Genomic DNA, 24,560 nt, shown 5'->3' with positions numbered 1-24,560 from the left:
TGGCGGGCATAAACGACGGAGTATAAGGCTCCGAGCCATTACGCGGCAAAGCGTCGCGTATGTGCTGTACCACGATGGGACTGGTAGAATCGCCGCCGGTTCACACGAGGTTATTCCATGCACGATACCCACAGCGAGCGTATGAGTAGCGGCGAGACCCGCGCAGCAGGCGGTCTGGCCCTGGTGTTCGCGTTCCGCATGCTTGGCATGTTCATGGTTTTGCCGGTTCTGGCAACCTATGGCATGGACCTGGCGGGCGCGAGCCCTGCACTGATCGGTCTGGCGATTGGCGCTTATGGCCTGACCCAGGCAGTGCTGCAGATTCCGTTCGGGATCATTTCCGACCGTATCGGACGGCGACCGGTTATTTACCTTGGGCTGATCATTTTTGCGATTGGCAGCGTGGTGGCGGCAAATGCCGATTCGATCTGGGGAATCATCGCCGGGCGCATCCTGCAGGGTGCCGGCGCGATTTCCGCCGCGGTCATGGCCTTGCTCTCTGACCTGACCCGCGAACAGCATCGCACCAAGGCCATGGCCATGATCGGCATGACCATTGGTCTGTCGTTCGCCATCGCCATGGTGGTCGGCCCGGTGATCACCGGCATGTTCGGTCTTTCGGGATTGTTCCTGGCCACAGGCGGTATGGCCTTGCTTGGTCTTCTGATCGTCGCGTTTGTGGTGCCCAAGGCCAATGGCCCGTTGATGCACCGCGAATCCGGCGTTGCCAGACAGGCCCTTGGGGCGACCTTGCGTCATCCCGACCTGCTACGCCTGGATTTGGGTATCTTCGTGTTGCACGCCATGCTCATGTCGAGCTTCGTGGCGTTGCCGCTGGCGCTGGTCGAAAAAGCCGGTTTGCCCAAGGAAGAGCACTGGTGGGTCTACCTGACCGCCTTGCTGGTTTCCTTCTTCGCGATGATCCCGTTCATCATCTATGGCGAGAAGAAACGTCAAATGAAGCGCGTTCTGCTGGGCGCCGTCACAGTTTTAATGCTGGCTGAGCTATTCTTCTGGGCCTACGGCGACACGTTGCGGGCACTGGTCATCGGGACAGTGGTATTCTTCACTGCGTTCAACCTGCTGGAAGCGTCGTTGCCGTCGCTGATCAGCAAGGTTTCACCGGCCGGCGGAAAAGGCACGGCAATGGGAGTTTATTCCACCAGCCAGTTTCTTGGTTCGGCCGCAGGTGGGATACTGGGCGGCTGGTTGTTCCAGCACGGTGGGCTCGATGTGGTGTTCCTGGGTGGTGCAGCCATGGCCGCCGTCTGGCTCGCCTTCGCAGTGACCATGCGAGAACCGCCTTACGTGACCAGCCTACGTCTGCCGTTGTCGCCGCAGGCGCAGCGTGAAGCAGGCCTGGCAGAGCGTTTAATGTCCGTAGCAGGCGTGACAGATGCAGTGGTGGTTGCGGAAGAGGCAGCCATCTACATAAAACTCGACACAAAATTATTGGATCGTGCCTCTCTCGAAAAGCTGGTCAATCCAGCGTCAGAAGCGTGCGAAGCCTAGGAGAACGTTATGGCCCGTGGGGTTAACAAAGTCATATTGGTCGGTACATGCGGCCAGGATCCCGAAGTTCGCTACTTGCCTAACGGTAACGCCGTGACCAACCTGAGTCTGGCAACCAGCGAACAATGGACTGACAAGCAGAGCGGTCAGAAAGTCGAAAAGACCGAATGGCACCGCGTATCGATGTTCGGCAAGGTCGCCGAAATCGCTGGCGAATACCTGCGCAAGGGTTCGCAGGTGTACATCGAAGGCAAGCTGCAGACCCGCGAATGGGAAAAAGACGGCATCAAGCGTTACACCACTGAAATCGTCGTCGACATGCAGGGCACCATGCAACTGCTGGGCGGCCGTCCACAAGGCGACTCCCAACAAGGTCAGGGCGGCGGCAACTACAACCAGTCCGCACCGCGTCCACAGCAGTCGCGCCCTCAGCAATCGGCGCCGCAGCAGTCTGCACCTCAGCAGAACTACAACCAGCAGCCGCCACAGCGCGACTCGCGCCCGGCGCCGCAACAACAAGCGCCGCAGCCAGCTGCTGACTTTGATAGCTTTGATGATGATATTCCGTTCTGAAGTGTAGGTTCTTCAGAACAGTAAACATGTGAAGCGAAGCCATTGATTTGGCTTCGCTTTTTTATTGTTTACAGATTTTTGCGGGATAAGAGCTACATTTGTTAAGCGTTTACCTTTAGAAGGTGTAAACAAATGGCCCTCAATCCCTACGCGGTAAAGACACTCGTGTTGACTTCCGGGGAGCGCTTACCGGTGCTGATTGCAATGGCCACGGGTGCTCCCCTATTCGAGCCGTCTGTTTACGTGCTCAGCGAGATTCGGGCTACCAACAGAGCGAGCAATACGATTGACCAAGTCTTGCGGTCGATCATGGTATTGCAGCTATTCCTCGACTCGAGTGGGATTGATATTGAGCAGCGGATCCGACAGAGCAGAGTTTTTCGTCTAAGCGAGCTCGACGAACTTGTCCGGCACTGCAAGCGGCCTGTCGCTGATCAACTGAAGCGAAATTCAATTCCTCCTTCCCAGAAATCCGTTCGAAGAATCTCCGGGGAAAGTGTGCGCCTTGTTCAACGACAACCTGCACCAACTGAGGTGGCGGGCCATACCGCAGCTAACCGTATTCGGGTCATCCGCGACTATCTTGATTGGCTGGTGAGATACCACATGGCTCGCTATCACTCGGGTGCGGCTGAGGGTGAGCGGCTTTGGAATGAATGGACGTCCTGCAAAGATGCTCTGGACGCGCGGCTGCCACGTCATAAAGGCCGGAATACCGTCGGGCAGCGGGAAGGGCTTCAGCCACAGGTGGCGGAGCGACTTCTCAATATTACGTCGCCAACATCGCCGGAGAATCCTTGGAAAGGAGAAGGCACATGCATTCGAAACGCTCTGCTGGTGCGGTGGTTCTATGAGCTTGGCCTTCGTCGCGGCGAAGTGTTGAACGTAAAGATTCCCGACATTAACTTTCAGTCGGAGGAGCTGACGGTGGTCAGGCGAGCAGACGATCCGGAAGACCCTCGAAAGGACCAGCCACTGGTCAAGACCCGTGATCGAAAGATTCCGTTGTCCCCCGGCCTTTGCAAACTGACGTACGAATACATAACGAACACACGCCGAACCACTGAGGGCGCAAGACTTCACCCATTCCTGTTCATCGCCATGGGCACAGGTGCGCCTCTGTCGCTCAGTGCCGTAAATGCGATCTTCGCCGAACTTCGGAATGCATTTAATGGCGAGTTCGATGCTGTGACTCCGCATGTCTTCGCCACACGTGGAATGATCGCTTCTCGGAGATAATGGACATAGCGAAGGTCTCCGAAGCCGAAGAGGAGCGCATGCGTTCGTTCTTGATGGGGTGGGCACCGACCTCGAAGACCTCTGTCAATTACACCCGTCGGCACGTCCGGCTGAAAGCTCAGCAAGTGTCTTTGGCGATGCAAACTAAGCAAGTTGAGGGTGTACTGAGTGATGCCTGAAAAACCAGCGATTACCAGCCAACCGTTGGGTAGTCTGACCCTGCCACACACCGTGAAGGCGCTCAGCGGAGCAGTTTTCGATCCGAGAACCAAGCGCTGGACGTTCCATGATGGTCTCCACTCAATCAGTGTGAATTTCGAGAGGCTAAGGGAATGTGCGACAGATGAGTTAATCGCAGCTGCGAAATTTCCCTTGATGTGGTATGCCGAAAACGCGGAGGCGATGACGGTTGTAAGCCTGTTTGACCATTTTAGGCGATTGCTGGAATCGATATCTGCTGCTCAGGGTCGGCCGGTCAGCATCATCGATGCGCCGCCGCTCGCTAGCTTTCGAGCTTCCCTAACAAAGGAAACCGAGTGGAAGTTGGGAGCCTTGAGCGCCTTTTTCAAGAAATGGGAGGGTTTGGGCGTCCTTGGCGTGACGAAATCTGCCGTGCACTTTCTGAAAAGTATTCGCCTCAAAGGGAACCGCAAGGGCACTGCAGTCCTGACGATGGACCCGCTCAAAGGACCGCTTACTGAAATTGAGCGCTCGGCCACGCAAGTGGCACTGAACGATGCCTTTGCCGCCAGGACGATTGCTCTGGATGACTATCTTTTGGCCTGGCTTTGTTTGCTCTTGGGACAGAGGAACATCCAATACGCAATGTTGAAGGTAGGCGATGTCAGGGAAATTACGAAGGCTGATGGGGCTACCGAGTATGTACTTCGTGTGCCTAGGGTTAAGCAGGGGCGGGCGGAGGCCCGACGGGAGCAGTTCAAGGAGCGACTGATCACCCCCAGCATCGGAAAAATGCTCATAGACTACGCGAGTAGTGTGCGCACACGATTCGGGGATGGCGACGAGTTCACCATTGGGCCATCGCAAGCGCCGCTGTTTCCCCAAAAGAAGACGACAAAAAAAGTTCGTCCAGGTTTTCAGCAACACACTTCACCTAAGGAAATCGGTAACAGAGTCAGATCGGTTTTTGAGGCTTTGCGGGTGTATTCGGAGCGAACCGGCGAGCACATCAAAATTACCTCGAAACGGCTACGACATACAGTGGCAACGTCTGCGGCAAGAGAAGGCCATGGCGAGCTGATCATCGCTGAATTGCTCGACCACAGCGACACTCAAAATGTCGGAATCTATGTAAAGGCTACGCCGGAAATCATCGAGCGGATTGATCGTGCCGTGGCGCTTCGAATGGCTCCGCTCGCCCACGCCTTTGCGGGCGCCGTCATTATTAGCGAGTCAGCGGCAACCCGTGGCGATGACCCAACGAGCCGCATTGTCGACCCCCGCTTCGACGAAACTATGAAGCCAATGGGAAACTGTGGTCGCGACGGACCGTGTGGTTTTATGGGGCACTTACGTATAAAACCAGACGAAGTTCTTTTTCCTGAGGATTAATTCTATAGATTTGTCAGGTTGTGTCGAAAAGATAGGAATTTAAGCTCGATAGTTGCCACAGTCGACAGCCTTCAGTCGCAATTAATCCTGCTCGGCTGTGCTCGATTGCAGGTCGAAGCGGATGGGGGCAGGTCGAGGCCATTTCGATTGCAGGTCGTTACAACTACGCCCCAGCAGACGAGCAATCTCTCGCTGACTGAGATCTCGGTATTGTCCGATTTGAATGGCGACGCGTTCTTCTATGCTGAGTTCGGTATAAGACATTGCCGCACCTTACCTGAGGTAGGGGTGTTGCACTCAGTTTTTGCGGCCGCCTTTCCTTTTGAGTAGAGAACTATAATTCAATTACCGGGTTTTAGTGGTATCTCATTGGCATGAAATGCGGTATGTGATAGTTTAAATCTGAACGGTTTTTGCTAAAACCTTTGACTTTAAGGATAATCCAATGTGGAAGTTTAACAACTGGAGCAACAATCTAGATGCATACCGGAGACTCCAAGAGGCGCAAATCGGGACTGAAGAACTCCCTCCACTCGATAGCACTTTGACAGTTCATGCCGAGGGTATAGAGTCACAGGACCGGCAGAAAAGTCATCGGCACCTCATTCAGCAAGAAGAATACCGCGGCCGACATCTAGTTGAACAAGCAGAAATACAGGCTTATGCTCAGCACGTGCATTCAAAAACGCCAGAGATAATAGCAGGGATGCATTCTGTTCCCGAACACCTTGAAAATATATCGTTTAGAAATGGCGGCAGAAAAAATCCATATCCGGAGGATGAGGAACTCATCGCAAGGTTTCATATAAGCGCCGACGCTGGTGAGAGTAACGAGAACACCGTGCTAATTTACAAAAAACCCCTGACTAAGTTTAGCACTTGGCTCAGGATGGCCGGCAAGCCTGGTTTGCATGCCCGGCTGTTTGATGATGGACTAGCGGAGGACCTAAAAGAATTTGTAGCGCGGACGCAAAAATGGCATTTTCCATTAACGGTATTGAACTATCTTAGGGAGTCGGTCACTAACAAAAGTGGAGCGGTGACTATCCAGGGCTTCGATCGGGAGTCTATTCAAATTACAAATGAAGATGAATGGCTAATCAGTGAGGCTTTTCCCGAAGATGATGTGACCTCTAAAGGTTACTTAGGGAATCTCCGAACAAGTCCCGGTTATGCGAAAATCGCCTGACCACCTGATCCGAGCCTCCCATGAGCCAGATGAGCTTTTCCGATTTCGAATATGCCAGCAAGCGCAAGCAGACACGCCGCGAACGCTTCCTCGCCGAGATGGATCAGGTCGTCCCCTGGACAGGTCTGCTGGGCCTGATCGAACCGTTCTACCCCAAGGCCGGCGGTGGCAGAAAACCTTATCCGCTGGAAACCATGCTGCGCATTCACCTGCTGCAGAACTGGTTCTCCCTGAGTGATCCGGCCATGGAAGAAGCGCTCTACGAAATCACCCCCATGCGCCAGTTTGCACGCCTGACGTTGAGTGCGCCGATACCGGAAGACACCACGATCATGAACTTCCGGCACCTGCTGGAGAAACATCAACTGGCTCCTGCAATCCTCGCGGTCATCAACGGTTATTTGCAGGAAAAAGGCCTGTCGCTGCGCCAGGGCACCATCGTCGATGCCACCATTATTCATGCCCCAAGCTCGACCAAGAACAAAGACGGCGAGCGTGATCCCGAGATGCATCAGACAAAGAAGGGTAACCAGTATTTCTTCGGTATGAAGGCCCACATCGGCGCTGACGTTGAGTCTGGACTGGTTCATCACGTCCATGGCACTGCGGCCAATGTGGCCGATGTCACTCAAGTCGCCGAACTGCTCCACGGGGAAGAAAACGCGGTCTATGCGGACGCTGGCTACACCGGTGTCGAGAAGCGTGAAGAGCACGAAAATCGTAACGTGATCTGGCAAATCGCGGCGCGGCGCAGCACGTATTCCAAGCTGAACAAACGCAGCCTGTTGTACAAAGCCAAGCGCAAGATCGAGTACTGCAAAGCGCAGACACGCGCCAAGGTCGAGCATCCGTTTCGGGTCATCAAGCGCCAGTTTGGTTACGTGAAAGTACGCTTTCGTGGGCTGATGAAAAACACGGCCCAACTGACCACGCTGTTCGCCCTGTCGAACCTGTGGATGGCTCGAAAGCGACTAATGGGTTTGGGTGAGTTGCGCGCTTAACACGGAAAACCGAGCGAAAAACGCGCTCGACTCACACTGCATCAGACCGTTTTCAGAAAAATAGCGCTATGTGCCTGGCAAATTACGGCTTGCCACCGCTGCGCGGCAAGTTGATCGGAGCATCCTTAGATCACTTGAAACGCTTTAGCACATGGCTCGGTGAAAGGGGCGAACAAGGGTTGTGCGAAGAGGATAGCCTGCACTCGGGCCATTTGACAGCCCTGGCTAGAATGTACACCAAAGAAGCAACGGGCCGTGACAAGCTGGTTCCGGCACTGAAGCATCTGCGACACTTTGACCTTACAGGAGTTAAGGTGTATGCCGTCAAGAGAAACACCCGTGTGCTTCCAGAGGCCGATCGGCTACTCAGTGAGCGATTTGCAGTTTGGTTGAGAACGCAGGGATATGGCGGGAAGGTTAACCGTCGCGGTAAAGAAGATGGCGCCTCCGTGCAGGCAAGCTCATTGCGTTCGTTTAGTGCTTGGCTGCAACAGGAAAGGCACGCGCCGATATCCTTGGCGTCCCGTCTTCAAAACAGGGACGAAGGCTTGGATATCGAATTGGATCTCTATACGCATGCAAAGAGCGCGAGCTTTGCCAGGACTATGAGAACAACACTACGTCGAGCTCGGCAAATGGTGGCCGACTCCCAGACTGATTCCATCCACCATGTCTCCGGCTTTACCGGCTTCAGCCAATTGAGCCTGCATCCGTCTTGGCTTGAAAGCCAAGGTGGAGCGGAGCCATCCGCTTCGGGGGGATCCGTAAACCAGTACCCTGATTCACCAGCGAAATCCTCCTATTCTTCAATGTTTCCGCCCACACCTTTGAGTGGTTGGCCCCTGGTACCTCAAGACTCGTGGTCAGCCCAACTTGAGCACTCATCTGTTACGTTGCCAAATTCAGATTGGTCAGGTTGGGGCTGGGATCCAGATACGCCGCAGGCAATAACCGGGCCTTTACAGCAGCCTGATACAGAAATGTCGGACTCTATATTTGGCGATCTTTCTTCAATCAATTCCTTATCTTACCAGGACGTCACAGGTCCCTCTCAACAGCATGAAGTTTTAGATGTGGACAGTTCATCGTCTAGGGCTACCATTGACATTATCCAACGTTTGGCTAACGATCCTTGGCTTTGGGACAGTGACATCGTTAGATACACTAGATACGTTGAGGCAGAATTGCAAGGTCACCCTCGGGCGGCTCTACTGAATTTCGTTGATCCTCAACAAGTTCGACTTTTGGTAGAAGGAGACCAACGGCTACGCAATGAAGTTCTTCCTCATCTCACAGGCCGCAATACGCCACCGATTCTGCTAATGCCTGTAAATAATAATCAGCACTGGTCGCTGCTTTGCGTCAATAGACAAACAGGACAAGCCTTTCACTATGACTCAATGGTTTCCCCCGAGACAGCCCATCTCGCCACTAATACATCTCAGTACTTCTTGGCAAGACGAATAGCAATGAGTATGGGTGTAGCAAATGCCCCAATGGGCATGCCGATTGCTCGGCAGAGAGACACATACTCGTGCGCTGACCATGTTCTCACTGGAATTGAGGCATTAGCGCGCAGGACGGTTAGCGGCCAGATATTTCAACCTGAAGGTATGGACCTCAAAGGAGTTAGACCAAATCGGGATCATGTCGTCGAGATATTGAAACGAACCGAATAGTGCGCTGTGGAGGAAGATTTCGACCATTACGACGACTGAAATCAGCTTAAAGTACTTTAAAATCCGTTTTCTCAGGCGTCCCCTTGTATGCTCCCGGTTTTACGTTGAGTTCCAACGCGGACGATTGACCTAGGGTCTGTTCCCGTTTCACATTGGTAGCCACAGAAAAGCGCAGGCCATTGCTATGACGCTTTCATAGTTTCTCTTGAGTTTGTCAAATTGAGAAGCCACCGCCCGGAAATGCTTCAACCGGGCGAAGGCGTTTTCTACGAGATGTCGATTGCGATATAACCCTTTGTCCAGATCTGCGTTCCCTTTCAGAGAATTGCGCTTTCGTGGAATCACCACTTTGCTGCCTTGCTGCTCGACCTGAGCGCGTATCGCTTCAGTGTCGTAGCCCTTGTCCGCAATGATCACTTCTGCATCGGGCACCTTGGCAATCAACGAGGCCGCCTGCGAACAATCATTGGGCTGGCCTGTGGTCACGTCAAATGCAATAGGCAGCCCACAAGCGTCTACAGCCAGGTGAATCTTGCTGGTGTACCGGCTCGGCTTTTTCCGATGGCCTGGTCCTGCGTGCTGGCAGCACCTGCGCTGTGCTGATGAGCCTTGGCATAGCTGCCATCAATGAAGACCCACTCCATGAATCGCCCCGGATTCTCTAGACACCTTGCAAGCTCATTGCGTAACGTTTTTCAAACTCTACCGGTGACAGCTGATTGTTGAAACCATGGCGGCGTTTTGGGTTGTAGAACATCTCGATGTAATCGAACACATCACTACGAGCATCTTGCCGTGAGGTGTAGATTTTCCGCTTGATTCGTTCCCGTTTCAGAAGCTGGAAAAAGCTCTCAGCCACGGCGTTGTCATGATAATTGCCTCGGCGGCTCATGCTGGCAACCAAATTGTTTGCCTTCAAAAAACTGCGCCAATCGGAGCTGCTGTACTGGCTGCCCTGGTCGGAGTGAACCATCACCTCTTGTTTCGGTTTTCGCCTCCAAACCGCCATCAATAACGCATCAATGGCCAAATCACTGGTCATCTGCGACTTCATTGACCAGCCAACGACCTGACGAGAAAACAGATCCAGCACCACCGCCAAATACAGCCAGCCTTCATACGTACGAATGTAGGTGATGTCGGTGACCCAAACCTTGTTGGGTTCCACGACATCGAACTCGCGCTTCAGTAAATTGGGTGAGGCGACCGCTGGCTTACCGCCGTACTTTCCAGGGCGACGTCGATACCCTGTCTGAGAGCGCAGACCTTCAAGACGCATCAACCTCGCCACACGATGCCGACCACAATCTTCACCGACCTCGCGCAGGTCGTCATGGATTTTGCGATAGCCATAAACTCCGCCGCTCTCCAGCCACGAGTGCTTGATCAAACCGAGCAATCGCTGGTCGTCTTTAGCGCGTGCAGATTGCGGCTCAGACAACCAAGCGTAATAACCACTGGGATGGACTTTCAGCGTCAGGCAAAGCCGTCGAATGGAGTAGTCGCCCGCGCGCTGCTTGATAAAGGCGTACTTCAGCCGCACTCCTCGGCAAAGTACGCGGCGGCCTTTTTTAAGATGTCTCGCTCTTCAGTGACCCGCTTGAGTTCCGCTCGCAGACGACGCAGTTCAGCGTGCTGATCATCGTCTTGCTGCCGTTCTGCCTGAGGTTTGCTGTAGCGCTTTATCCAGGCATAGAGGCTATGCGTCGACACGCCAAGACGCGCCCGCCACATCAGCGACAGGCAGCTTCTTTTCGGTCACTTGATTGACCGCTTGGATTTTGAATTCTTCGGGATAACGTGGGTTGCTCATGGCACCTCCTGATTGGCCTCAGTTTAAGGCATGGAGGTGTCTACAAAACCCGGGGCGATTCAGAGGTGTCGTCTATCTTCACGGACACGTGTATGTATCGATTGGTTCCAGCTTTTCTATGGTCATCAACTTCTGCAGACTTTTTTAGTGCGCTGGTGTAGCTGCCTCTGGTTGAGCCAACTTTTGCTTTAACTTGGTGGGCGCTCAGAAGTTTTCCGTCTTTATATATTGCGAAGTCGTCGGTGCTGTCTAACTGTAGCTCGAAGTCTCTTACGCCTTCAGTGAGTAATTTTAAAGAGTAGTAGAGGGCAACTTTACCCTGATATACGAAACCACTCCATGATGAAATTGCGCTGTTTGGCTCTGCTAACTCGCTCAACGTGAAATCCCTTCGGTTGGTGCCTAGTGTCGCGATGATATCATTATGGGCGTAGCTGCCATACTCCGCTTTGATTGCATTTCTGGGCCCTGGCGCTTGGTTTTCTAGGCTCCGAGGAGGGCACCAGACTACTCACGGATTCGCGCTCTAACGCTTTCGAGTGGATTTCAACGCTTGGCCAGATCAGCGTTTGCTGAACGCAATTCGTAGGGTTGCGTTGTTGGGGTGGTTTTCCAACTACCACTGGATGCCAAAAGATGGTGGAGGAATTCTACCTCGCTTGGGAAACCCATTGCGACAAATGTGCGCCCGGGAATCCCATGGCCTGCTCCTGCAGTTGAAAAGGTCATTAACCGGGTGAGCGTGAGCGCGTTTTTGTGTCGTCTAGGACCGCCCAGACTTGGCAGTCGCGGTCCGGTTGCGGGCTAGCGGGCGACGAACTGAATCAGGAATATGTAAACAACTCGTGCCTCAAGTCTCGCTGTGTTTACGGTTTTTTGAAAGCTGTCACGCTGCTGAACTCTACAGGCCTGATCTAAAAGGAAATCTGCGTTGTTGACAGTTTTTTAGTGAGTAGAACCGTTCTAGGATATCGCTGGACCCTGCTGTTCAGGTCCAGACCCGGAGCCCCCGTTTATCGGGGGCTTCGTCGTTTTCAGGTATCAGAAAGCGCTGAACCACTATGGCAGCACTGCTGCCTTGACGCCTAAAACCGCGCATCCTTCTGTGTTTGCGCGTTTTCGAAACAATGCGCGATCACCCAGCTCGCCGGCTTCACCTCACCTCGCGGGCCAAACGCTAATGCCCGCTGTGCCAACGGCCCGTTGCTGGCCGTGGCGCCTGCAACATGCGGGCTGTCCCAAACACCCCACGTAACAACGGTAGATACCGAGCGCGTGGCAAGCACCACGTCGAGATACCGCTTATAAGTCGCTGCAACTGATCCATCACGATCTGCGATGGACCCCGTGAAGAGGCTGTCGTCGACGTCCAGTTCCGTGATGTGGATCGACAACCCCATATCACGCACTGCAAGAATAAAAAGGGAAAGGCCCGGACCAAATGTGTCGCCTGCACGCAGATGGGACTGAATGCCAAGGCCGTGTATCGGAATGCCGCGCTGCTTGAGCCCGCGCAGCAGGGCGAGCACGGCAGTGCGTTTGCTTTCGCCGTAATGGGTATCCTTTTCCAGGCCGTAATCGTTGTAGCAGAGCAGGGCGTCCGGGTCGGCCTTGTGCGCAGCCTTGAAGGCTATGTCCAGATAGCGAGGCCCGAGCATCTGATACCAGAATGAATTGCGCAGCCCGTCAGGCTGGCCATCCTCCAACTGGATGGCTTCGTTGACGACGTCCCATGCGCTGATGAGACCGCGATAATGGCTGGCGACGGTACTGATGTGCGCCGTCAGCACCGCTTCGGCGTTCTTCGGGGTGACGGTTTGGTGAACCCAGTCGGGTAAAGAGCGATGCCAGCAGAAAGTGTGGCCGCGCATACGCTGTTCATGCGCTTTCGCAAACCCCGCGATTGCGTCGGCGGGTGCGAAGTTGTAACGCTCTGGTTCGGGGTGGACGGTCTGCCACTTCAAGGCGTTTTCTGGCGCTACGATGCTGGCCTGACGGGCGACCAGTTGCCGATAGGCCGCATCGTCATTCAGCTTTGCCGGATCAACCGCAAAGCCGAACCGGATACCTTTCTCGGCTGCAGGCTGGCGCAATGCGGGAAAGGTTTCTGCCGCCAGCAGCCTGCTGTTGACGAAGGGCAGGCACGCCAGCAGCCGGACAAACGCAGTCAGAAAACTGCGTCGATTAGCCCGGCGCATTACGCACCAAAAATCTCCATCAACTCCTCACGCCCGACCATCACAGTCATTGACCCTTGCTTCTGCTCGCCTTCAATCGTGCACAGCAATCCAGCTTCTCGACAAATCACTGCGCCTGCCGCGATGTCCCACAGGCTGGTGAATTTCTCCATGTACCCATCCGTTTGCCCCAACGCGGCGAACGCCAGGCCTATGGTTGCGCAGCGATAGCCTGCCAGGCCCCAGCCCTGTCGGCGCAGGCTCAGGTGCAGTTTGCCCATCTCTTCGGCGTCCCAGCGGGTGTTTTCGCCGACGCCGGCGATGCGCAGGTGCTCGGGTGGTCGAGGGCGGACAAAAGGGACGCCGTTGCGCAGCAAGCCATCGCCCGTGCGGGCTGCGAGGGTGTAGCCCAATGCCGGGTAGGCGACGACGCCGATTTCGGGTTCACCTGCCGACATGTACGCCACCGCGATTCCCCACAATGGGGTGCCGCGCAGGTAGTTGCCGGTGCCGTCAATGGGGTCGATGACCCAGCCGTCGGTGATGAATTCGCCGCCCATTTCTTCGCCGAGGATTGTATCGTCGGGGAAGTGTTTGCTCAGTTCTGCACGCAGCAGTTGTTCCACTTCAAAGTCGGCACGAGAGACGAGGTCTTGCGCGCTTTTGGTGGTGATGTCGAGGGTGTGGCGGTCGTTAAAATACGCCATGGCCAGGCCAGTGGCCTTTTCTACAGCTTGCATGGCGACGCTGAGTCGGTTGTTCATTGCAGACAGCCTCCGTTCGGCAGGTTCAACAGGTCCGGGTAATCACTGAGAATCGACTGCGCGCCGTGTTCCAGCAGGTAACGCGCGCGTTTCGGGCTGTTGATGGTAGCCACGGCGAATTCGACGCCGCTGCTTTTCAGGCGAACAAGGTGATGGTCATCGAGCATGTCGTCAAGTACGTGAAGTATTCGGCAGTCATATTCGGCCAGCAAAGCGACCGGGTCAGCAGGCGCGACCACCGAGGCGATGGCCAGTGGTACGTCGTTCCACAAGCGGCGGGCGGCAGTTAGCGAGCGCACCGAAAAGCTGGAGACGAACAACCGATCATTGTCGGCGGGCCACAGGCTTTTGAGGATTGGCATCACCACTTCCGCCGTCTCGATATCGTCGCCAATGGTCGGTTTGAGTTCGACTTGCAAACCCAGATTGAGGCGCAGCGCGCAGGCCACGATCTCTTCGAAGGTCGGGATCTGCAGGCCCGCGAATTCAGGCGCGAACCAGCTGCCTGCGTCCAGTTTGCGGATGGCCTCAAGTTCGTGAAGCACGACAGCGCCGCGCCCGTTGGTGGTGCGGTCCAGCAAGTCGTCGTGAATCACGACAGGCTGGCCATCGCGGGTCAGCTTCACGTCGATCTCGACCCACTCGGCGCCGCACTCGGCGGCTTTCTCCAGGGCCAGCAGGGTATTTTCCGGCACGTAAGCCTTGGCACCACGATGGGCAATCAGGGACGAGCGGACGAGGGGCGCAGGTTTGAGCATGGCGGGTCACTTGGTGGTTTGGGAGAAGGAAACGAGCTGGCGTTGGCCACTCTCGATATCGAACAGCAAGGGCGCGGGATGGATGGTGAGTCGAATCTGGGTGCCGGGCATCAGATGCTGCCGTTCGGCGAGACTTACAACACAGCGTGTTCCGGCCAACTGGCAATACAGCAGGCTGTGGCTGCCGAGATTTTCGGAGGACTCCACGGTGGCGGTGACGCCTGTCTGGGCGAGCACGACGGTCTCGGGGCGCAGGCCCATCAGCCATTTGCCTGTCCGGTTGCTGGCAATGCCGAGTTTGATGGGCAGGCGTTGTCCGTCGGCCAGTATCAGAACATTGTCGTCCAGGCAGTGCACAGGCAGCAGGTTCATGGGCGGGGTGCCGATGAAGCTGGCGACGAATATGCTGGCGGGTTGATCGTAGATGTCGGTGGGCGTGCCGATCTGCTCGACATGGCCCTTGTTGAGAATCACCACACGCTCGGCGAGGGTCATGGCCTCGGTCTGATCATGGGTGACATACAGAATCGTCGCACCGGTCTGCTGGTGCAGATTACGAATCAACAGGCGCATTTCATGGCGCAGCGCGCTGTCCAGATTGCACAGCGGTTCATCGAATAGCAGCACCGGCGGTTTGCGGATCAGCGCCCGACCGATCGCAACGCGCTGACGCTGACCGCCGGAAAGCTCTCCGGGCTTGCGTTGCAGCAACTCCTCCAGCCCCAGCGAACTGGCACACTCGCGAATACGCTGTTCGCGCTCCTTGCGTGAGATGCGTGCCAGCTTCAGCGCGTAACCGATGTTGTCGGCGACGCTCATGTGCGGGTAGAGCGCGTAGTTCTGAAACACCATGGCGCAGCCGCGTTCTTTGGGCGGCAGACGCGTCACGTCGCGGCCACCCATCAGAATCTGCCCTTTGCTGACGTCCTCCAGCCCGGCGACCATGCGCAGCAACGTGGACTTGCCACACCCGGATGGGCCGAGGATGACGTTAAGCTCGCCCGCCTTGAAAACCAGATCGAGCCCATGAAGGATGTGCCCTGAGCCATAGGTTTTGTGCAGGCCCTTGAGGACGATATCCGGCGCGCAGGCAATAGGGGTGAGCGCGTTCATTTACCGACTCCGATCAGGCCTTTGACAAACCATCGCTGCATGAGCGCAATGACGAGGATGGGGGGTAGCATACTGACCACGGCGGCGGCCATCAGCAGGTTCCATTCGGGGACCTGGGTTGCATCGGTCGGCAGAAAGCTGGCGACGCCCAGCACCAGCGTGCGCATGTCCTCGCGATTGGTCGCGACCAGCGGCCACAGGTAGTCTTTCCACGCGCCGATGAACACCAGCGTGCCGAGTGCCGCGAAGTTGGTCTTCGACAGCGGCAGCAGAATGTCGACAAAAAAACGCCAGGGCCCGGCACCATCCATACGTGCAGCCTCGACCAGTTCGGCGGGCAGCGTCTGGTAAAACTGCCGGAACAGAAAGGTGCCGGTGGCTGAGGCAATCAGCGGCAAGGCGAGCCCGGTGTAGCTGTCGAGCAGGTTGATGGTCGGCACCGGCAGCCACTGGATGCCCAGCCATTGCAACAGGTTGCGTAGCGGTCCGAGCAGGTCGCTGGCCACCGCATACGTGGGGATGATGCGTACTTCCAGCGGCAGCAGCAGAGCGCCCAGCACGGCAAAGAAGATCACCGAGGTGTAGCGGCTGCGAAAGTACACCACGGCAAATGCTGTCAGCGCCGAAAGTGTCAGCTTGCCGATTACCACGAGCGTGGCGACCAGCAGGCTATTGCCCAGCAAGCGCAGCAGGTCGAGGCGTCGGGTGACTTGTTGCAGGTTCTCCAGCAGTTGGTCGCCGGGTATCAGCGCAAGGCCGTGGGCGAACAGTTGTGGGTTGCTCACAGTTGCCGAGCAGACTGCGACGTACAGCGGCCCCAGCGCGAACACCAAACCGAGCGTCAGTAGCAGATAAGCGCCCGTATCGAGCAAACGGTGACGCTCGATCATGCTTTCACCCCACGGCGCTGGAAGCGGGACAAGAGTTTGAACTGAGCGATGCTCAGCGCTACGACTGCAAGCAACATGAGCACTGACAGTGTCGACGAACCTGCCAGATCCAGGCCCATGAAACCGTCGGTGTAAATCTTGTAGGCCAGCACATTGGTGGTATCGCCGGGCCCGCCGTGGGTGAGGGTGTCGACCAGTCCGAAGCTGTTCGACAGGCTTTCCAGCAGGTCGATGACAAACATGAACAGCAGATAGGGCGCAATCAGCGGCAGCTGTATGTCGAGCATGCGTCGCAACGGGCCTGCTCCATCCAGTGCGGCGGCGGCGAGGTAGCCATCGGGGACGGACTTCAAGCTGGCGACCAGCATCACGAAGTTGAACGGCACCAGGCACCACGCATACGCCACGATCAGCAACAACATGCTCTGCATCGGGCTGGCGTAGGGTGCCCAGGTGCCGGGGGCAATCGCGTTAAGCCAGGCGAAAATACCCATCACCGGATTGGCCAGCACGTGAAAGACAATGCCGATGGTGGCGCCCGATACCGCGTAGGGCCAGATCAGCAGATTGCGAAACACTGCGTTGCCGCGCAGTTTCAGTTCAAGGCACAGCGCAAGCACCAGTGCGATGAGGATCGAAAGCACAACGCTCGACAGGCTGAACACCAGCGTCGAGCCTAGCGACGCGAGCACACCAGGGTCTTTCAACACTCGCCAATAGTTGCTCAGGCCGACAAAGATTTCGTTACCGCCGAAGGGCGGCACCAGATGAAACGACCACCAGATTGCCTGGACTGCAGGCCAATAAAAGAACAACCCGAGTACCAGCAATTGGGGCAGGGCAAACAGCTGCGCCAGGCGCGGTTGCGGAAAATGCGCACGAGGCTTCATGGCGTTGCCTCGTCTGACTCGTTGCTGGCCTGGGCCTGATGCATCTGCTGAAACAGACTGAGCAATTCGTTGGCACGCAGCGTTGTCTGACGCAGGGCGTGTTCAACGCTCTGGCGACCGGCGAGCGCGTTTTCCATTTCCTGCGACCAAACAAGACGCATCAGCGTGATAAAGCCGCAGCGCAAAGGCTTAGAAGGCTGGCCGTCAATGTCGTGAAGTGCCGCAAGCCCGACCATTACGGCCGACGGCTCTCTGCCTGCGGATTGCAACCGTGCCGCTGCCGCCTGAGTAACTGGCAGGTAGCCGGTCCGGGCACTGAACACCAACTGATTATCCGGTTGCAGTACGAACGCCAGAAACTCCGAGACCAGCCTGTAATCCCGAGCTGCATGCCCACGCATCACCCACAGCGAGGAACCTCCGGGAGCGTTGGTACGACGTTGGGTGTTGGCGTAAATCGGCAGTGCTGTGACATCGATATCGGATTTGAGCGTGCTGTGCACGATATTCCAGGCACCGGTGGAGTCGATCAGCATGGCGCAGTCGTCGGTGGCGAAAGCCAGCGCCTGTTGGCCGCTGCGGGTCGAATCCTCGTGCACCACCAGACCTTCGGCGGTCCATTGCGCCAGGTCGTTCATCAAGCGCAGGTGGGCACCTTTGTCGAACTGATAGCGTTCGGTGCCAGCGGCGCGAACCGCAACTTCGGTGCCTTGCGCTGCACTGGTCTGCTCCAGCCAGATCCACGGCGAAAATTCGCTGACGACAGGGCATGCGTGGCCGTTTTTCTTTAAGGCCCGCAAGGCGGTAGCAAATGCTTCCCAAGTGGCGGGGGGCTCGCTGATACCTGCCGCGGCCAGGGCATTTCGGTGCGTGTAGAGCACGGCGGTGGACGCCGCAAAAGGCTGGGCCGCCAGAGCGCCGTGATCATCGGAGTAATAGCGGCGCAAGGCTGGCAGAAAGGTGTCGTCGGAATAGGCCCTTTGATGACCGGCCATGATGGCCTCGACAGGCAGAGTGGCACCGCCCAGCAGCATGTCAGGCGTGGCCACGTCGTAAATTTCGACCAGCGCCGGGCCTATGCCTGCGCGGTACGCTGCGACGGTCTTCTGCAGCGTCTGCTCATAACTGCCCTGGCGGATACAGTGCAGGCGATCCCCATCCTCACGCTGCGCATTGAAGCTTCTGCACAAATCTGCGATGGCACTTCCGGCCGCGCCGCCGTGGCTATACCAGAACTCGGCGGGGGCGGCGAAGACCTGAGCAGCGAACGGCAGCAGCGCCAGCATGGAAAGCGTCTTACTGATGAAAGGCATGAGGACACCCACGAGAACTCAGTGCCATTTAATACAGCTTGTGTGTAGTATTTGTGACCTGCGCGACTTTTATTAAATTTTCATGATGGAAGTGTGCAATGGGTGGCGGGCGATACACTGCTTTACACGCCCACTGTTTTAATCCTCCCCTGATTTGTAGATTCCATGCCCCTCGACCTCGATACGCCACTTCATGCGCACCAACCGCTGAGCCTGAATGAACGCAAATTGCTGGATATCCTTCGCCGTCGAGGTGTGATCACCCGCGCCACGGTTTCGACCGAGATGGACCTGGCTCAGCAGTCGGTGCACCGCCTGATCGAAGAACTGATCAGCCGAGGCCTGCTGCGCAGCGGCGAGCGAGTGAAGAACGGCCGTGGTCAGCCCAGCCCGCGCATTGAGCTGGTCAACGAGGCGGTGTATGTCATCGGCGTATCGATCAATACCGATTCGGCAGTGGTCTGCATCGCCGATCTGGGCTGCAATGTGCTGGAACAGGTCACCTTGCGTACGCCGCCGTTGAGCCGCAACAGCACGCTGGATTCGTTTGATCAGACCATCGAACGCATGCTTCAGCGCAATGGCATCGAGGCGCAACGAGTGATTGGCATGGGCTTCGCCATCGCCGGTTTTTTTCTTGAGAACCGCCAGATCAACGCACCCGAACCGCTGCGCGATTGGTCATTGATTGACTTGCAACCGATACTCGAAGAGCGCTTCGGCATGCCGGTCTGGCTGGAAAACAACGCCACCACTGCGGCCATCGGTGAAAGCCTGGTGGGCGTGGGGGCCTGGGCCAGCAACTTCATCTACCTGTCGTTCAACTTCGGTTTCGGCGCAGGCGTGGTGATCAACGGCAAACCGTATTTCGGCAGCCACGGCAACGCGGGCGAGATCACCCTCTACAACGACGAAGAGTCGATAAACCGTCCGGCCTTGCGTTACCTGCTGGATGAATTGCATCAGAACGGCGTACAGGTAGATTCAATCGAAGACCTGCGCCTGCGCTTCGACCCTGACTGGCCCGGCGTGGACACCTGGCTGGCACGCGTCAAACCAACCCTGGATCGTCTGGTTAACGCACTGGCGGGCCTGTTCGATCCACAGGCGGTAGTGTTTGGCGGGCAATTACCGCCAGAGCTGGGCAGACGCCTGATTGCGGCAACGACTTTCTGGGGAGCCCACCGCTACAACGCGCCACCGCCTCGGCCTCAGTTATTGCTGAGTGAGACCAATGGCGATGCGGCGGCTATCGGTGCGGCACTGGTGCCGTTGAAAGAGCGGTTTTTTGTTTGATCTGTCGTCAGCAATAGCTCATTGCTGGGTACTGCACGTTGCGGCCAAGGCAATGGTCATGCAGAAGAAGCCACCTCGGCCTGTACAGTTCAAGACTATCGCGCAGCCGCGGCAGGCAGGTGTATGGGCTGGCCGATTAATATTTCTTCATGCAGTCGGTGCTTAAGATTCAAGGTTGTCGGCCGATCATACTGTATTACTGAGCTTAAGTTATTGCTCATCACCGTTGGGTAAGACGTTAGTCTGCATGTGGAGTTGACAAGTGAAGTTATGCCTGGGCTGCAAAGCTATAATGGTTGTCCTGTCGTTTTCCTTGTCAAATGTGGCCGCGTCTGAAGAACTTAAGGTTTACAATTTTTCGCCTGTCAATCAGTACAATCTTAATCTTTCAGCCAGTTTTTGGAATCCAATCATAAAGTATGTGTCCGACAAAAGCGGCGTGAATCTCACGCTGAAATTAGGGCGGACATCCTCTGATACAACAAGTTATGTGCTCGCGCAAGAAGTTGATTTCGCTTTTACTAACCATCTTTTTAGCCCGGAACGCGACAAGATGGGCTGGACGGTGTTTGGTCGCCGTGACGCGCCTGCCCTCGAGGGGCAGATCGTGGTACCTGCCGACTCGCCCATTCATAGCCTTTCGGAGCTAGAAGGCAAGGAAGTTGTGTATCCGGGACCGGAAGCGTTCATCGCTTATAAAGTCACAAACTCGGAATTGGTAAAGAAAGGGATCAGTACGTCTACCGTGTTTGCCGGAAACATGGATGGCGCTTTCAGCCAACTCTTTAGTGGCAAGGCTCAAGCGATGGGGGCCAACTCACAGCTTGTAAGTGGCTACACTGAGAGAGAAGGCAAGTCGTTCCGCGTGCTGTGGAGTTCGGCCTCGTTCAATGACCTGGCCCTCATGGCATCCCCTCGGGTTTCTAAAAAAGAACGTGATGCGGTAGCCAACGCATTTTTTAATATGCAAAACGATCCCGACGGTAGCAGGGTTCTTCGTGAGGCGACCGAGCTGGTCCATGCACCGGCACCGATTACCTTCATTCCTGCGACGGAAGCGGATTATGCGTCCTATCGTGATTTTTATAACAGTTTGCCAGCAAACCTTAAGTAAATAATTTCAACTTTAGCTGGAGAGGCTGTTAATGAATTTCTTTAAAAGCCTGCTGCCCAAATCACTGACGTCGCGAATACTGGCGATGTTGTCCATTCTGATACTGACTTTTTTGACGTCAGGGCTGGGGCTGTTTTATAAAAACCAGCTGCTTCAGCATATTGAAGAGATACAAGACACCGCTAACATGCTCATTGAGGTTGCCGCGCAAGCTGTAGAGGAAAGTGTTGTCATCGGTGATTACGACACCATCAAAAGGACCCTCGAAAAAACCTTGGCTCGCTCGCCGTTCAAGTCGGCCGTGTTCATTGACCTGTCGGGTGGCGTCATTCGCCTGCAGGCAGCCAGTGCGCCTGTTGGAAGGGGCCCTGCGTGGATAGAGTCCGAAGTCGCTGCGAGATTATTCGATGTCAATCGCCCGATTACGGTCGGCGGGAAAGATTATGGCGTGATGCGTCTGTCTTTTAATGCCGAGAGAATTGCTACCGAACTCTATAGCCTGGTGATTCAGGCGACACTGTTTGCAGTATTTTTTTTACTGATCAGTCTGATTTTAATGGGGTTCATGATCAAGCGTTCGCTTGCCCATCTGGGCAAACTTCATTCGTATGAGGCAGAAATCGCTTCAGGCGCAGTGGCCGCTGAAGCTATGTTGGTCGCTGATGCCCCCATGGAAATACAGGAGGCTATAAAAGCGGTAAACCGCACTGCCGCCAGTATGCGCAATCACTTTGGCCTGCGTATCGACTCGCTGATGAATACCTTGGTGCAGCATAAAAATGCCCTTGATGAAGTTTCAATCGTTTGCGAAGTTTCGGCCTCCGGACGTATCACCTACGTTAACGAACGATTCGTAAAAAGCTCGCAGCATTCGCGAGCTGAGCTTTTAGAGCTGAAGATCGATGAAGTCTGGACCGGCATGTCTTCAGCCTCTGAGCCGTGGCGATGGGTACCTGAAAATGAGGTGTGGAACGGTGAGGTCAGGCTTTCGGGGCGTACCGGTAAGGACGCATGGCATCGACGCACCATAATACCTATTCTCGATGACATGGGCGGCGTTGAAAAATATATTTGCATCGATATCGATATTACTGTTCGAAAGGAGTTTGAGGTCGCGATTCTGGATAACTCCAGAAGGCAAAACCTTATCGCCTTGTTTGGTCAGCAGGCATTGACAGAAGAAAACGTCAGTGCGCTGGGTGAGCTGGCAGCACTGACTGCTGCGCAAGGATTAACATTGAGCAAGGCGGCTTTATTAGTCGTTGATCGAGTGAGTCATGGGGTCATCCTCAACGCGGAGGTTGGCTTGAACCACGTGGAAGTCCGCAGTGGTTATCACAATGATTTTTTGAACGGTACAGCTTCTTCCACCGGGTGTGTCATTAATTCTGATACACCTGATAACAGGTACACGCTGCTGCCGGGTGAAACAGTGGAGGCTTGCGGTATTAGAAGTGGTCTAGAGATTGAGATATCCTGCAGGGAGGTTTTCAAGGGCGTTCTTGGGGTGTATGCCAGCACTGACTACTCCTTTACACGTGAAGATGTGAGCTACCTTCAAACACTTGCTAACCTGTTGGCCGCCGCGCTTGAGCGGTATGACGCCAAGAAAAAGCTAATCTATCTGGCCGAAAATGATTCGCTCACCCATCTGCCTAATCGCTGGTTTCTTAGCAATTATCTGCGCGAGATAATCAGTCGGAAAACGTCAGTGCCAGATGCAGTCAGCGTCATATTCATCGATTTGGACAGATTCAAAGCAGTGAATGACACCCTGGGGCATTCAGTGGGCGACCAATTGCTTATACAGGCGGGTCGACGCTTGAAAGACTGCATTGATGAAAACAGTGTGGTTGCGCGGCTGGGAGGCGACGAGTTTTCTATCGTCGTTACCCATCATGTTTATTCCGAAAGCCTTATAAAAGCCCTTGCGAACCATGTTGTTGAAGCGTTGGGGAAACCATTCAATCTGGGCGGTCAGGATGTATTTGTTTCAGCGAGTGTCGGTATTGCCAATTATCCGTTTGATGGGCGTGACACTGGCGTTATCCTGAAGAATGCGGATACCGCCATGTACCATGCGAAAAAAAGTGGCCGTAATAACTACAAGTTTTACAACGCCACAATGAATGAAAGTTTGGTTCGGCGCTTGCAAACTGAAACGCTATTGCGGGGTGCGCTTGATCGTGATGAGTTTATTCTACATTTTCAGCCAAAGGTCAGCCTCACCGATGGCAGGATAAGTGGTTTGGAGGCTTTGCTGCGGTGGAATCACCCGGAGCAGGGTATGGTTTCTCCGGCTGAGTTTATCCCTATTCTTGAGGACACTGGCCTGATAATTCCTGTCGGCGAGTGGGTTATCCGCAACGTCTGTGAAACCATAAAAAGCTGGGAAGAAAATAATGTCATGCAGGTACCGATCGCCATCAATCTGTCCGTCAGGCAGCTTCAGGTAAAAGGCCTGGCTGAGACCATCAAGCACATTGTTGAGGGGTACGGTATCAACCCCGCTCTTTTAGGGATGCTCCGATCAACTTGCCGCGCAGCGGTGGCAAGCCGTAATTTGCCAGGCACATAGCGCTATTTTTCTGAAAACGGTCTGATGCAGTGTGAGTCGAGCGCGTTTTTCGCTCGGTTTTCCGTGTTAAGCGCGCAACTCACCCAAACCCATTAGTCGCTTTCGAGCCATCCACAGGTTCGACAGGGCGAACAGCGTGGTCAGTTGGGCCGTGTTTTTCATCAGCCCACGAAAGCGTACTTTCACGTAACCAAACTGGCGCTTGATGACCCGAAACGGATGCTCGACCTTGGCGCGTGTCTGCGCTTTGCAGTACTCGATCTTGCGCTTGGCTTTGTACAACAGGCTGCGTTTGTTCAGCTTGGAATACGTGCTGCGCCGCGCCGCGATTTGCCAGATCACGTTACGATTTTCGTGCTCTTCACGCTTCTCGACACCGGTGTAGCCAGCGTCCGCATAGACCGCGTTTTCTTCCCCGTGGAGCAGTTCGGCGACTTGAGTGACATCGGCCACATTGGCCGCAGTGCCATGGACGTGATGAACCAGTCCAGACTCAACGTCAGCGCCGATGTGGGCCTTCATACCGAAGAAATACTGGTTACCCTTCTTTGTCTGATGCATCTCGGGATCACGCTCGCCGTCTTTGTTCTTGGTCGAGCTTGGGGCATGAATAATGGTGGCATCGACGATGGTGCCCTGGCGCAGCGACAGGCCTTTTTCCTGCAAATAACCGTTGATGACCGCGAGGATTGCAGGAGCCAGTTGATGTTTCTCCAGCAGGTGCCGGAAGTTCATGATCGTGGTGTCTTCCGGTATCGGCGCACTCAACGTCAGGCGTGCAAACTGGCGCATGGGGGTGATTTCGTAGAGCGCTTCTTCCATGGCCGGATCACTCAGGGAGAACCAGTTCTGCAGCAGGTGAATGCGCAGCATGGTTTCCAGCGGATAAGGTTTTCTGCCACCGCCGGCCTTGGGGTAGAACGGTTCGATCAGGCCCAGCAGACCTGTCCAGGGGACGACCTGATCCATCTCGGCGAGGAAGCGTTCGCGGCGTGTCTGCTTGCGCTTGCTGGCATATTCGAAATCGGAAAAGCTCATCTGGCTCATGGGAGGCTCGGATCAGGTGGTCAGGCGATTTTCGCATAACCG

Annotated in this window: 19 protein-coding genes and 3 pseudogenes; 10 read left to right on the top strand and 12 right to left on the bottom strand. The window is 55.3% G+C overall.

Going from position 1 to position 24,560, the window contains the following annotated elements; translation table 11 throughout:
• The first annotated feature begins 117 nt into the window (after positions 1 to 117).
• The 4 genes from AC4ANE_RS23960 (at position 118) to AC4ANE_RS23945 (ending at position 4,896) form a co-directional block, all read left to right on the top strand.
• Positions 118 to 1,512 (top strand): MFS transporter, encoded by a 1,395-nt coding sequence (locus tag AC4ANE_RS23960; protein WP_002555459.1) that lies wholly within the window; start codon positions 118 to 120, stop codon positions 1,510 to 1,512.
• Positions 1,513 to 1,521: 9 nt separating this feature from the next.
• Positions 1,522 to 2,085 carry a single-stranded DNA-binding protein gene (locus tag AC4ANE_RS23955; protein WP_002555458.1) on the top strand — a complete coding sequence of 188 codons (564 nt, stop codon included), beginning with the start codon at positions 1,522 to 1,524 and terminating at the stop codon, positions 2,083 to 2,085.
• 132 nt (positions 2,086 to 2,217) lie between these two features.
• Positions 2,218 to 3,324: a site-specific integrase gene (locus AC4ANE_RS23950; RefSeq protein ID WP_002555457.1), complete on the top strand. Its 1,107-nt coding sequence runs from the start codon at positions 2,218 to 2,220 to the stop codon at positions 3,322 to 3,324.
• Positions 3,325 to 3,495: 171 nt separating this feature from the next.
• Entirely contained in the window at positions 3,496 to 4,896 is a 1,401-nt protein-coding gene (locus AC4ANE_RS23945) for a site-specific integrase (RefSeq protein ID WP_044424009.1), read from the top strand.
• Positions 4,897 to 5,058: 162 nt separating this feature from the next.
• Here AC4ANE_RS23945 and AC4ANE_RS23940 read toward each other — a convergent pair.
• Positions 5,059 to 5,160 (bottom strand): annotated as a pseudogene (locus AC4ANE_RS23940) (helix-turn-helix domain-containing protein); the annotation flags it as partial.
• 181 nt (positions 5,161 to 5,341) lie between these two features.
• Between AC4ANE_RS23940 and AC4ANE_RS23935 the strand changes: the two are divergent.
• From AC4ANE_RS23935 to AC4ANE_RS23925, 3 genes are all read left to right on the top strand, one after another.
• Positions 5,342 to 6,085: a hypothetical protein gene (locus AC4ANE_RS23935; RefSeq protein ID WP_460408557.1), complete on the top strand. Its 744-nt coding sequence runs from the start codon at positions 5,342 to 5,344 to the stop codon at positions 6,083 to 6,085.
• Between the two features lie 20 nt (positions 6,086 to 6,105).
• Entirely contained in the window at positions 6,106 to 7,086 is a 981-nt protein-coding gene (locus tag AC4ANE_RS23930; protein WP_044424202.1) for an IS5 family transposase, read from the top strand.
• A 68-nt stretch (positions 7,087 to 7,154) separates the two neighbouring features.
• Positions 7,155 to 8,765 carry a Ulp1 family isopeptidase gene (locus AC4ANE_RS23925; RefSeq protein ID WP_460408555.1) on the top strand — a complete coding sequence of 537 codons (1,611 nt, stop codon included), beginning with the start codon at positions 7,155 to 7,157 and terminating at the stop codon, positions 8,763 to 8,765.
• A gap of 147 nt (positions 8,766 to 8,912) precedes the next feature.
• Here the strand turns inward: AC4ANE_RS23925 and AC4ANE_RS23920 are convergent.
• The 10 genes and pseudogenes from AC4ANE_RS23920 to AC4ANE_RS23875 all read right to left on the bottom strand — a co-directional run.
• Positions 8,913 to 9,409 (bottom strand): annotated as a pseudogene (locus tag AC4ANE_RS23920) (IS5 family transposase); the annotation flags it as partial.
• A gap of 17 nt (positions 9,410 to 9,426) precedes the next feature.
• Positions 9,427 to 10,578: pseudogene (locus AC4ANE_RS23915) on the bottom strand (IS3-like element ISPsy29 family transposase).
• A 40-nt stretch (positions 10,579 to 10,618) separates the two neighbouring features.
• Positions 10,619 to 10,957 (bottom strand): hypothetical protein, encoded by a 339-nt coding sequence (locus tag AC4ANE_RS23910; protein ID WP_058886618.1) that lies wholly within the window; start codon positions 10,955 to 10,957, stop codon positions 10,619 to 10,621.
• Positions 10,958 to 11,663: 706 nt separating this feature from the next.
• A complete protein-coding gene (locus AC4ANE_RS23905; protein ID WP_031597938.1) occupies positions 11,664 to 12,776 on the bottom strand; it encodes an endo-1,4-beta-xylanase in 1,113 nt (370 codons plus the stop codon).
• Positions 12,776 to 13,519, bottom strand: a complete 744-nt coding sequence (locus tag AC4ANE_RS23900) for an inositol monophosphatase family protein (protein ID WP_002555452.1) — start codon at positions 13,517 to 13,519, stop codon at positions 12,776 to 12,778. Before AC4ANE_RS23900 ends, AC4ANE_RS23905 begins: the two co-directional genes overlap by 1 nt.
• On the bottom strand, positions 13,516 to 14,277 hold the full coding sequence (locus AC4ANE_RS23895; RefSeq protein ID WP_002555451.1) for a glycerophosphoryl diester phosphodiesterase: 762 nt from the start codon (positions 14,275 to 14,277) through the stop codon (positions 13,516 to 13,518). Before AC4ANE_RS23895 ends, AC4ANE_RS23900 begins: the two co-directional genes overlap by 4 nt.
• A gap of 6 nt (positions 14,278 to 14,283) precedes the next feature.
• On the bottom strand, positions 14,284 to 15,390 hold the full coding sequence (locus tag AC4ANE_RS23890) for an ABC transporter ATP-binding protein (RefSeq protein ID WP_002555450.1): 1,107 nt from the start codon (positions 15,388 to 15,390) through the stop codon (positions 14,284 to 14,286).
• Positions 15,387 to 16,280: an ABC transporter permease subunit gene (locus AC4ANE_RS23885; protein ID WP_002555449.1), complete on the bottom strand. Its 894-nt coding sequence runs from the start codon at positions 16,278 to 16,280 to the stop codon at positions 15,387 to 15,389. The genes AC4ANE_RS23890 and AC4ANE_RS23885 overlap by 4 nt, the downstream gene beginning before the upstream one ends.
• Positions 16,277 to 17,170, bottom strand: a complete 894-nt coding sequence (locus tag AC4ANE_RS23880; protein WP_460408554.1) for a carbohydrate ABC transporter permease — start codon at positions 17,168 to 17,170, stop codon at positions 16,277 to 16,279. Before AC4ANE_RS23880 ends, AC4ANE_RS23885 begins: the two co-directional genes overlap by 4 nt.
• Entirely contained in the window at positions 17,167 to 18,483 is a 1,317-nt protein-coding gene (locus tag AC4ANE_RS23875) for an extracellular solute-binding protein (RefSeq protein WP_031597936.1), read from the bottom strand. Before AC4ANE_RS23875 ends, AC4ANE_RS23880 begins: the two co-directional genes overlap by 4 nt.
• 165 nt (positions 18,484 to 18,648) lie before the next feature.
• Here AC4ANE_RS23875 and AC4ANE_RS23870 point away from each other — a divergent pair, with 165 nt between their 5' ends.
• The 3 genes from AC4ANE_RS23870 to AC4ANE_RS23860 all read left to right on the top strand — a co-directional run bounded on the left by AC4ANE_RS23870 (position 18,649) and on the right by AC4ANE_RS23860 (position 23,471).
• Positions 18,649 to 19,779 (top strand): ROK family transcriptional regulator, encoded by a 1,131-nt coding sequence (locus AC4ANE_RS23870; RefSeq protein ID WP_031597933.1) that lies wholly within the window; start codon positions 18,649 to 18,651, stop codon positions 19,777 to 19,779.
• 292 nt (positions 19,780 to 20,071) lie between these two features.
• Positions 20,072 to 20,893 (top strand): phosphate/phosphite/phosphonate ABC transporter substrate-binding protein, encoded by an 822-nt coding sequence (locus AC4ANE_RS23865; protein ID WP_031597931.1) that lies wholly within the window; start codon positions 20,072 to 20,074, stop codon positions 20,891 to 20,893.
• Positions 20,894 to 20,924: 31 nt separating this feature from the next.
• Entirely contained in the window at positions 20,925 to 23,471 is a 2,547-nt protein-coding gene (locus AC4ANE_RS23860; protein WP_230851539.1) for a putative bifunctional diguanylate cyclase/phosphodiesterase, read from the top strand.
• Between the two features lie 66 nt (positions 23,472 to 23,537).
• On the opposite strand, the gene AC4ANE_RS23855 is transcribed toward AC4ANE_RS23860, so the two are convergent.
• Positions 23,538 to 24,518 (bottom strand): IS5 family transposase, encoded by a 981-nt coding sequence (locus AC4ANE_RS23855; RefSeq protein ID WP_044424202.1) that lies wholly within the window; start codon positions 24,516 to 24,518, stop codon positions 23,538 to 23,540.
• Between the last annotated feature and the right edge of the window lie 42 nt (positions 24,519 to 24,560).

The sequence above is a fragment of the Pseudomonas sp. Pme6b genome, from assembly GCF_058129925.1.
The sequence above is the reverse complement of the archived record's forward strand: the minus strand, read 5'-3'. Positions and strand labels throughout refer to the sequence as shown.

Bases quoted from the DNA above. Each gene is read 5' to 3' on its own strand.
- AC4ANE_RS23945 (WP_044424009.1), top strand. From the start codon at position 3,496: ATGCCTGAAAAACCAGCGATTACCAGCCAACCGTTGGGTAGTCTGACC.
- AC4ANE_RS23890 (WP_002555450.1), bottom strand. From the start codon at position 15,390: ATGAACGCGCTCACCCCTATTGCCTGCGCGCCGGATATCGTCCTCAAG.
- AC4ANE_RS23885 (WP_002555449.1), bottom strand. From the start codon at position 16,280: ATGATCGAGCGTCACCGTTTGCTCGATACGGGCGCTTATCTGCTACTG.
- AC4ANE_RS23895 (WP_002555451.1), bottom strand. From the start codon at position 14,277: ATGCTCAAACCTGCGCCCCTCGTCCGCTCGTCCCTGATTGCCCATCGT.
- AC4ANE_RS23865 (WP_031597931.1), top strand. From the start codon at position 20,072: ATGGTTGTCCTGTCGTTTTCCTTGTCAAATGTGGCCGCGTCTGAAGAA.
- AC4ANE_RS23950 (WP_002555457.1), top strand. From the start codon at position 2,218: ATGGCCCTCAATCCCTACGCGGTAAAGACACTCGTGTTGACTTCCGGG.
- AC4ANE_RS23880 (WP_460408554.1), bottom strand. From the start codon at position 17,170: ATGAAGCCTCGTGCGCATTTTCCGCAACCGCGCCTGGCGCAGCTGTTT.
- AC4ANE_RS23925 (WP_460408555.1), top strand. From the start codon at position 7,155: ATGTGCCTGGCAAATTACGGCTTGCCACCGCTGCGCGGCAAGTTGATC.
- AC4ANE_RS23900 (WP_002555452.1), bottom strand. From the start codon at position 13,519: ATGAACAACCGACTCAGCGTCGCCATGCAAGCTGTAGAAAAGGCCACT.
- AC4ANE_RS23860 (WP_230851539.1), top strand. From the start codon at position 20,925: ATGAATTTCTTTAAAAGCCTGCTGCCCAAATCACTGACGTCGCGAATA.
- AC4ANE_RS23960 (WP_002555459.1), top strand. From the start codon at position 118: ATGCACGATACCCACAGCGAGCGTATGAGTAGCGGCGAGACCCGCGCA.
- AC4ANE_RS23955 (WP_002555458.1), top strand. From the start codon at position 1,522: ATGGCCCGTGGGGTTAACAAAGTCATATTGGTCGGTACATGCGGCCAG.
- AC4ANE_RS23935 (WP_460408557.1), top strand. From the start codon at position 5,342: ATGTGGAAGTTTAACAACTGGAGCAACAATCTAGATGCATACCGGAGA.
- AC4ANE_RS23930 (WP_044424202.1), top strand. From the start codon at position 6,106: ATGAGCCAGATGAGCTTTTCCGATTTCGAATATGCCAGCAAGCGCAAG.
- AC4ANE_RS23875 (WP_031597936.1), bottom strand. From the start codon at position 18,483: ATGCCTTTCATCAGTAAGACGCTTTCCATGCTGGCGCTGCTGCCGTTC.
- AC4ANE_RS23855 (WP_044424202.1), bottom strand. From the start codon at position 24,518: ATGAGCCAGATGAGCTTTTCCGATTTCGAATATGCCAGCAAGCGCAAG.
- AC4ANE_RS23905 (WP_031597938.1), bottom strand. From the start codon at position 12,776: ATGCGCCGGGCTAATCGACGCAGTTTTCTGACTGCGTTTGTCCGGCTG.
- AC4ANE_RS23870 (WP_031597933.1), top strand. From the start codon at position 18,649: ATGCCCCTCGACCTCGATACGCCACTTCATGCGCACCAACCGCTGAGC.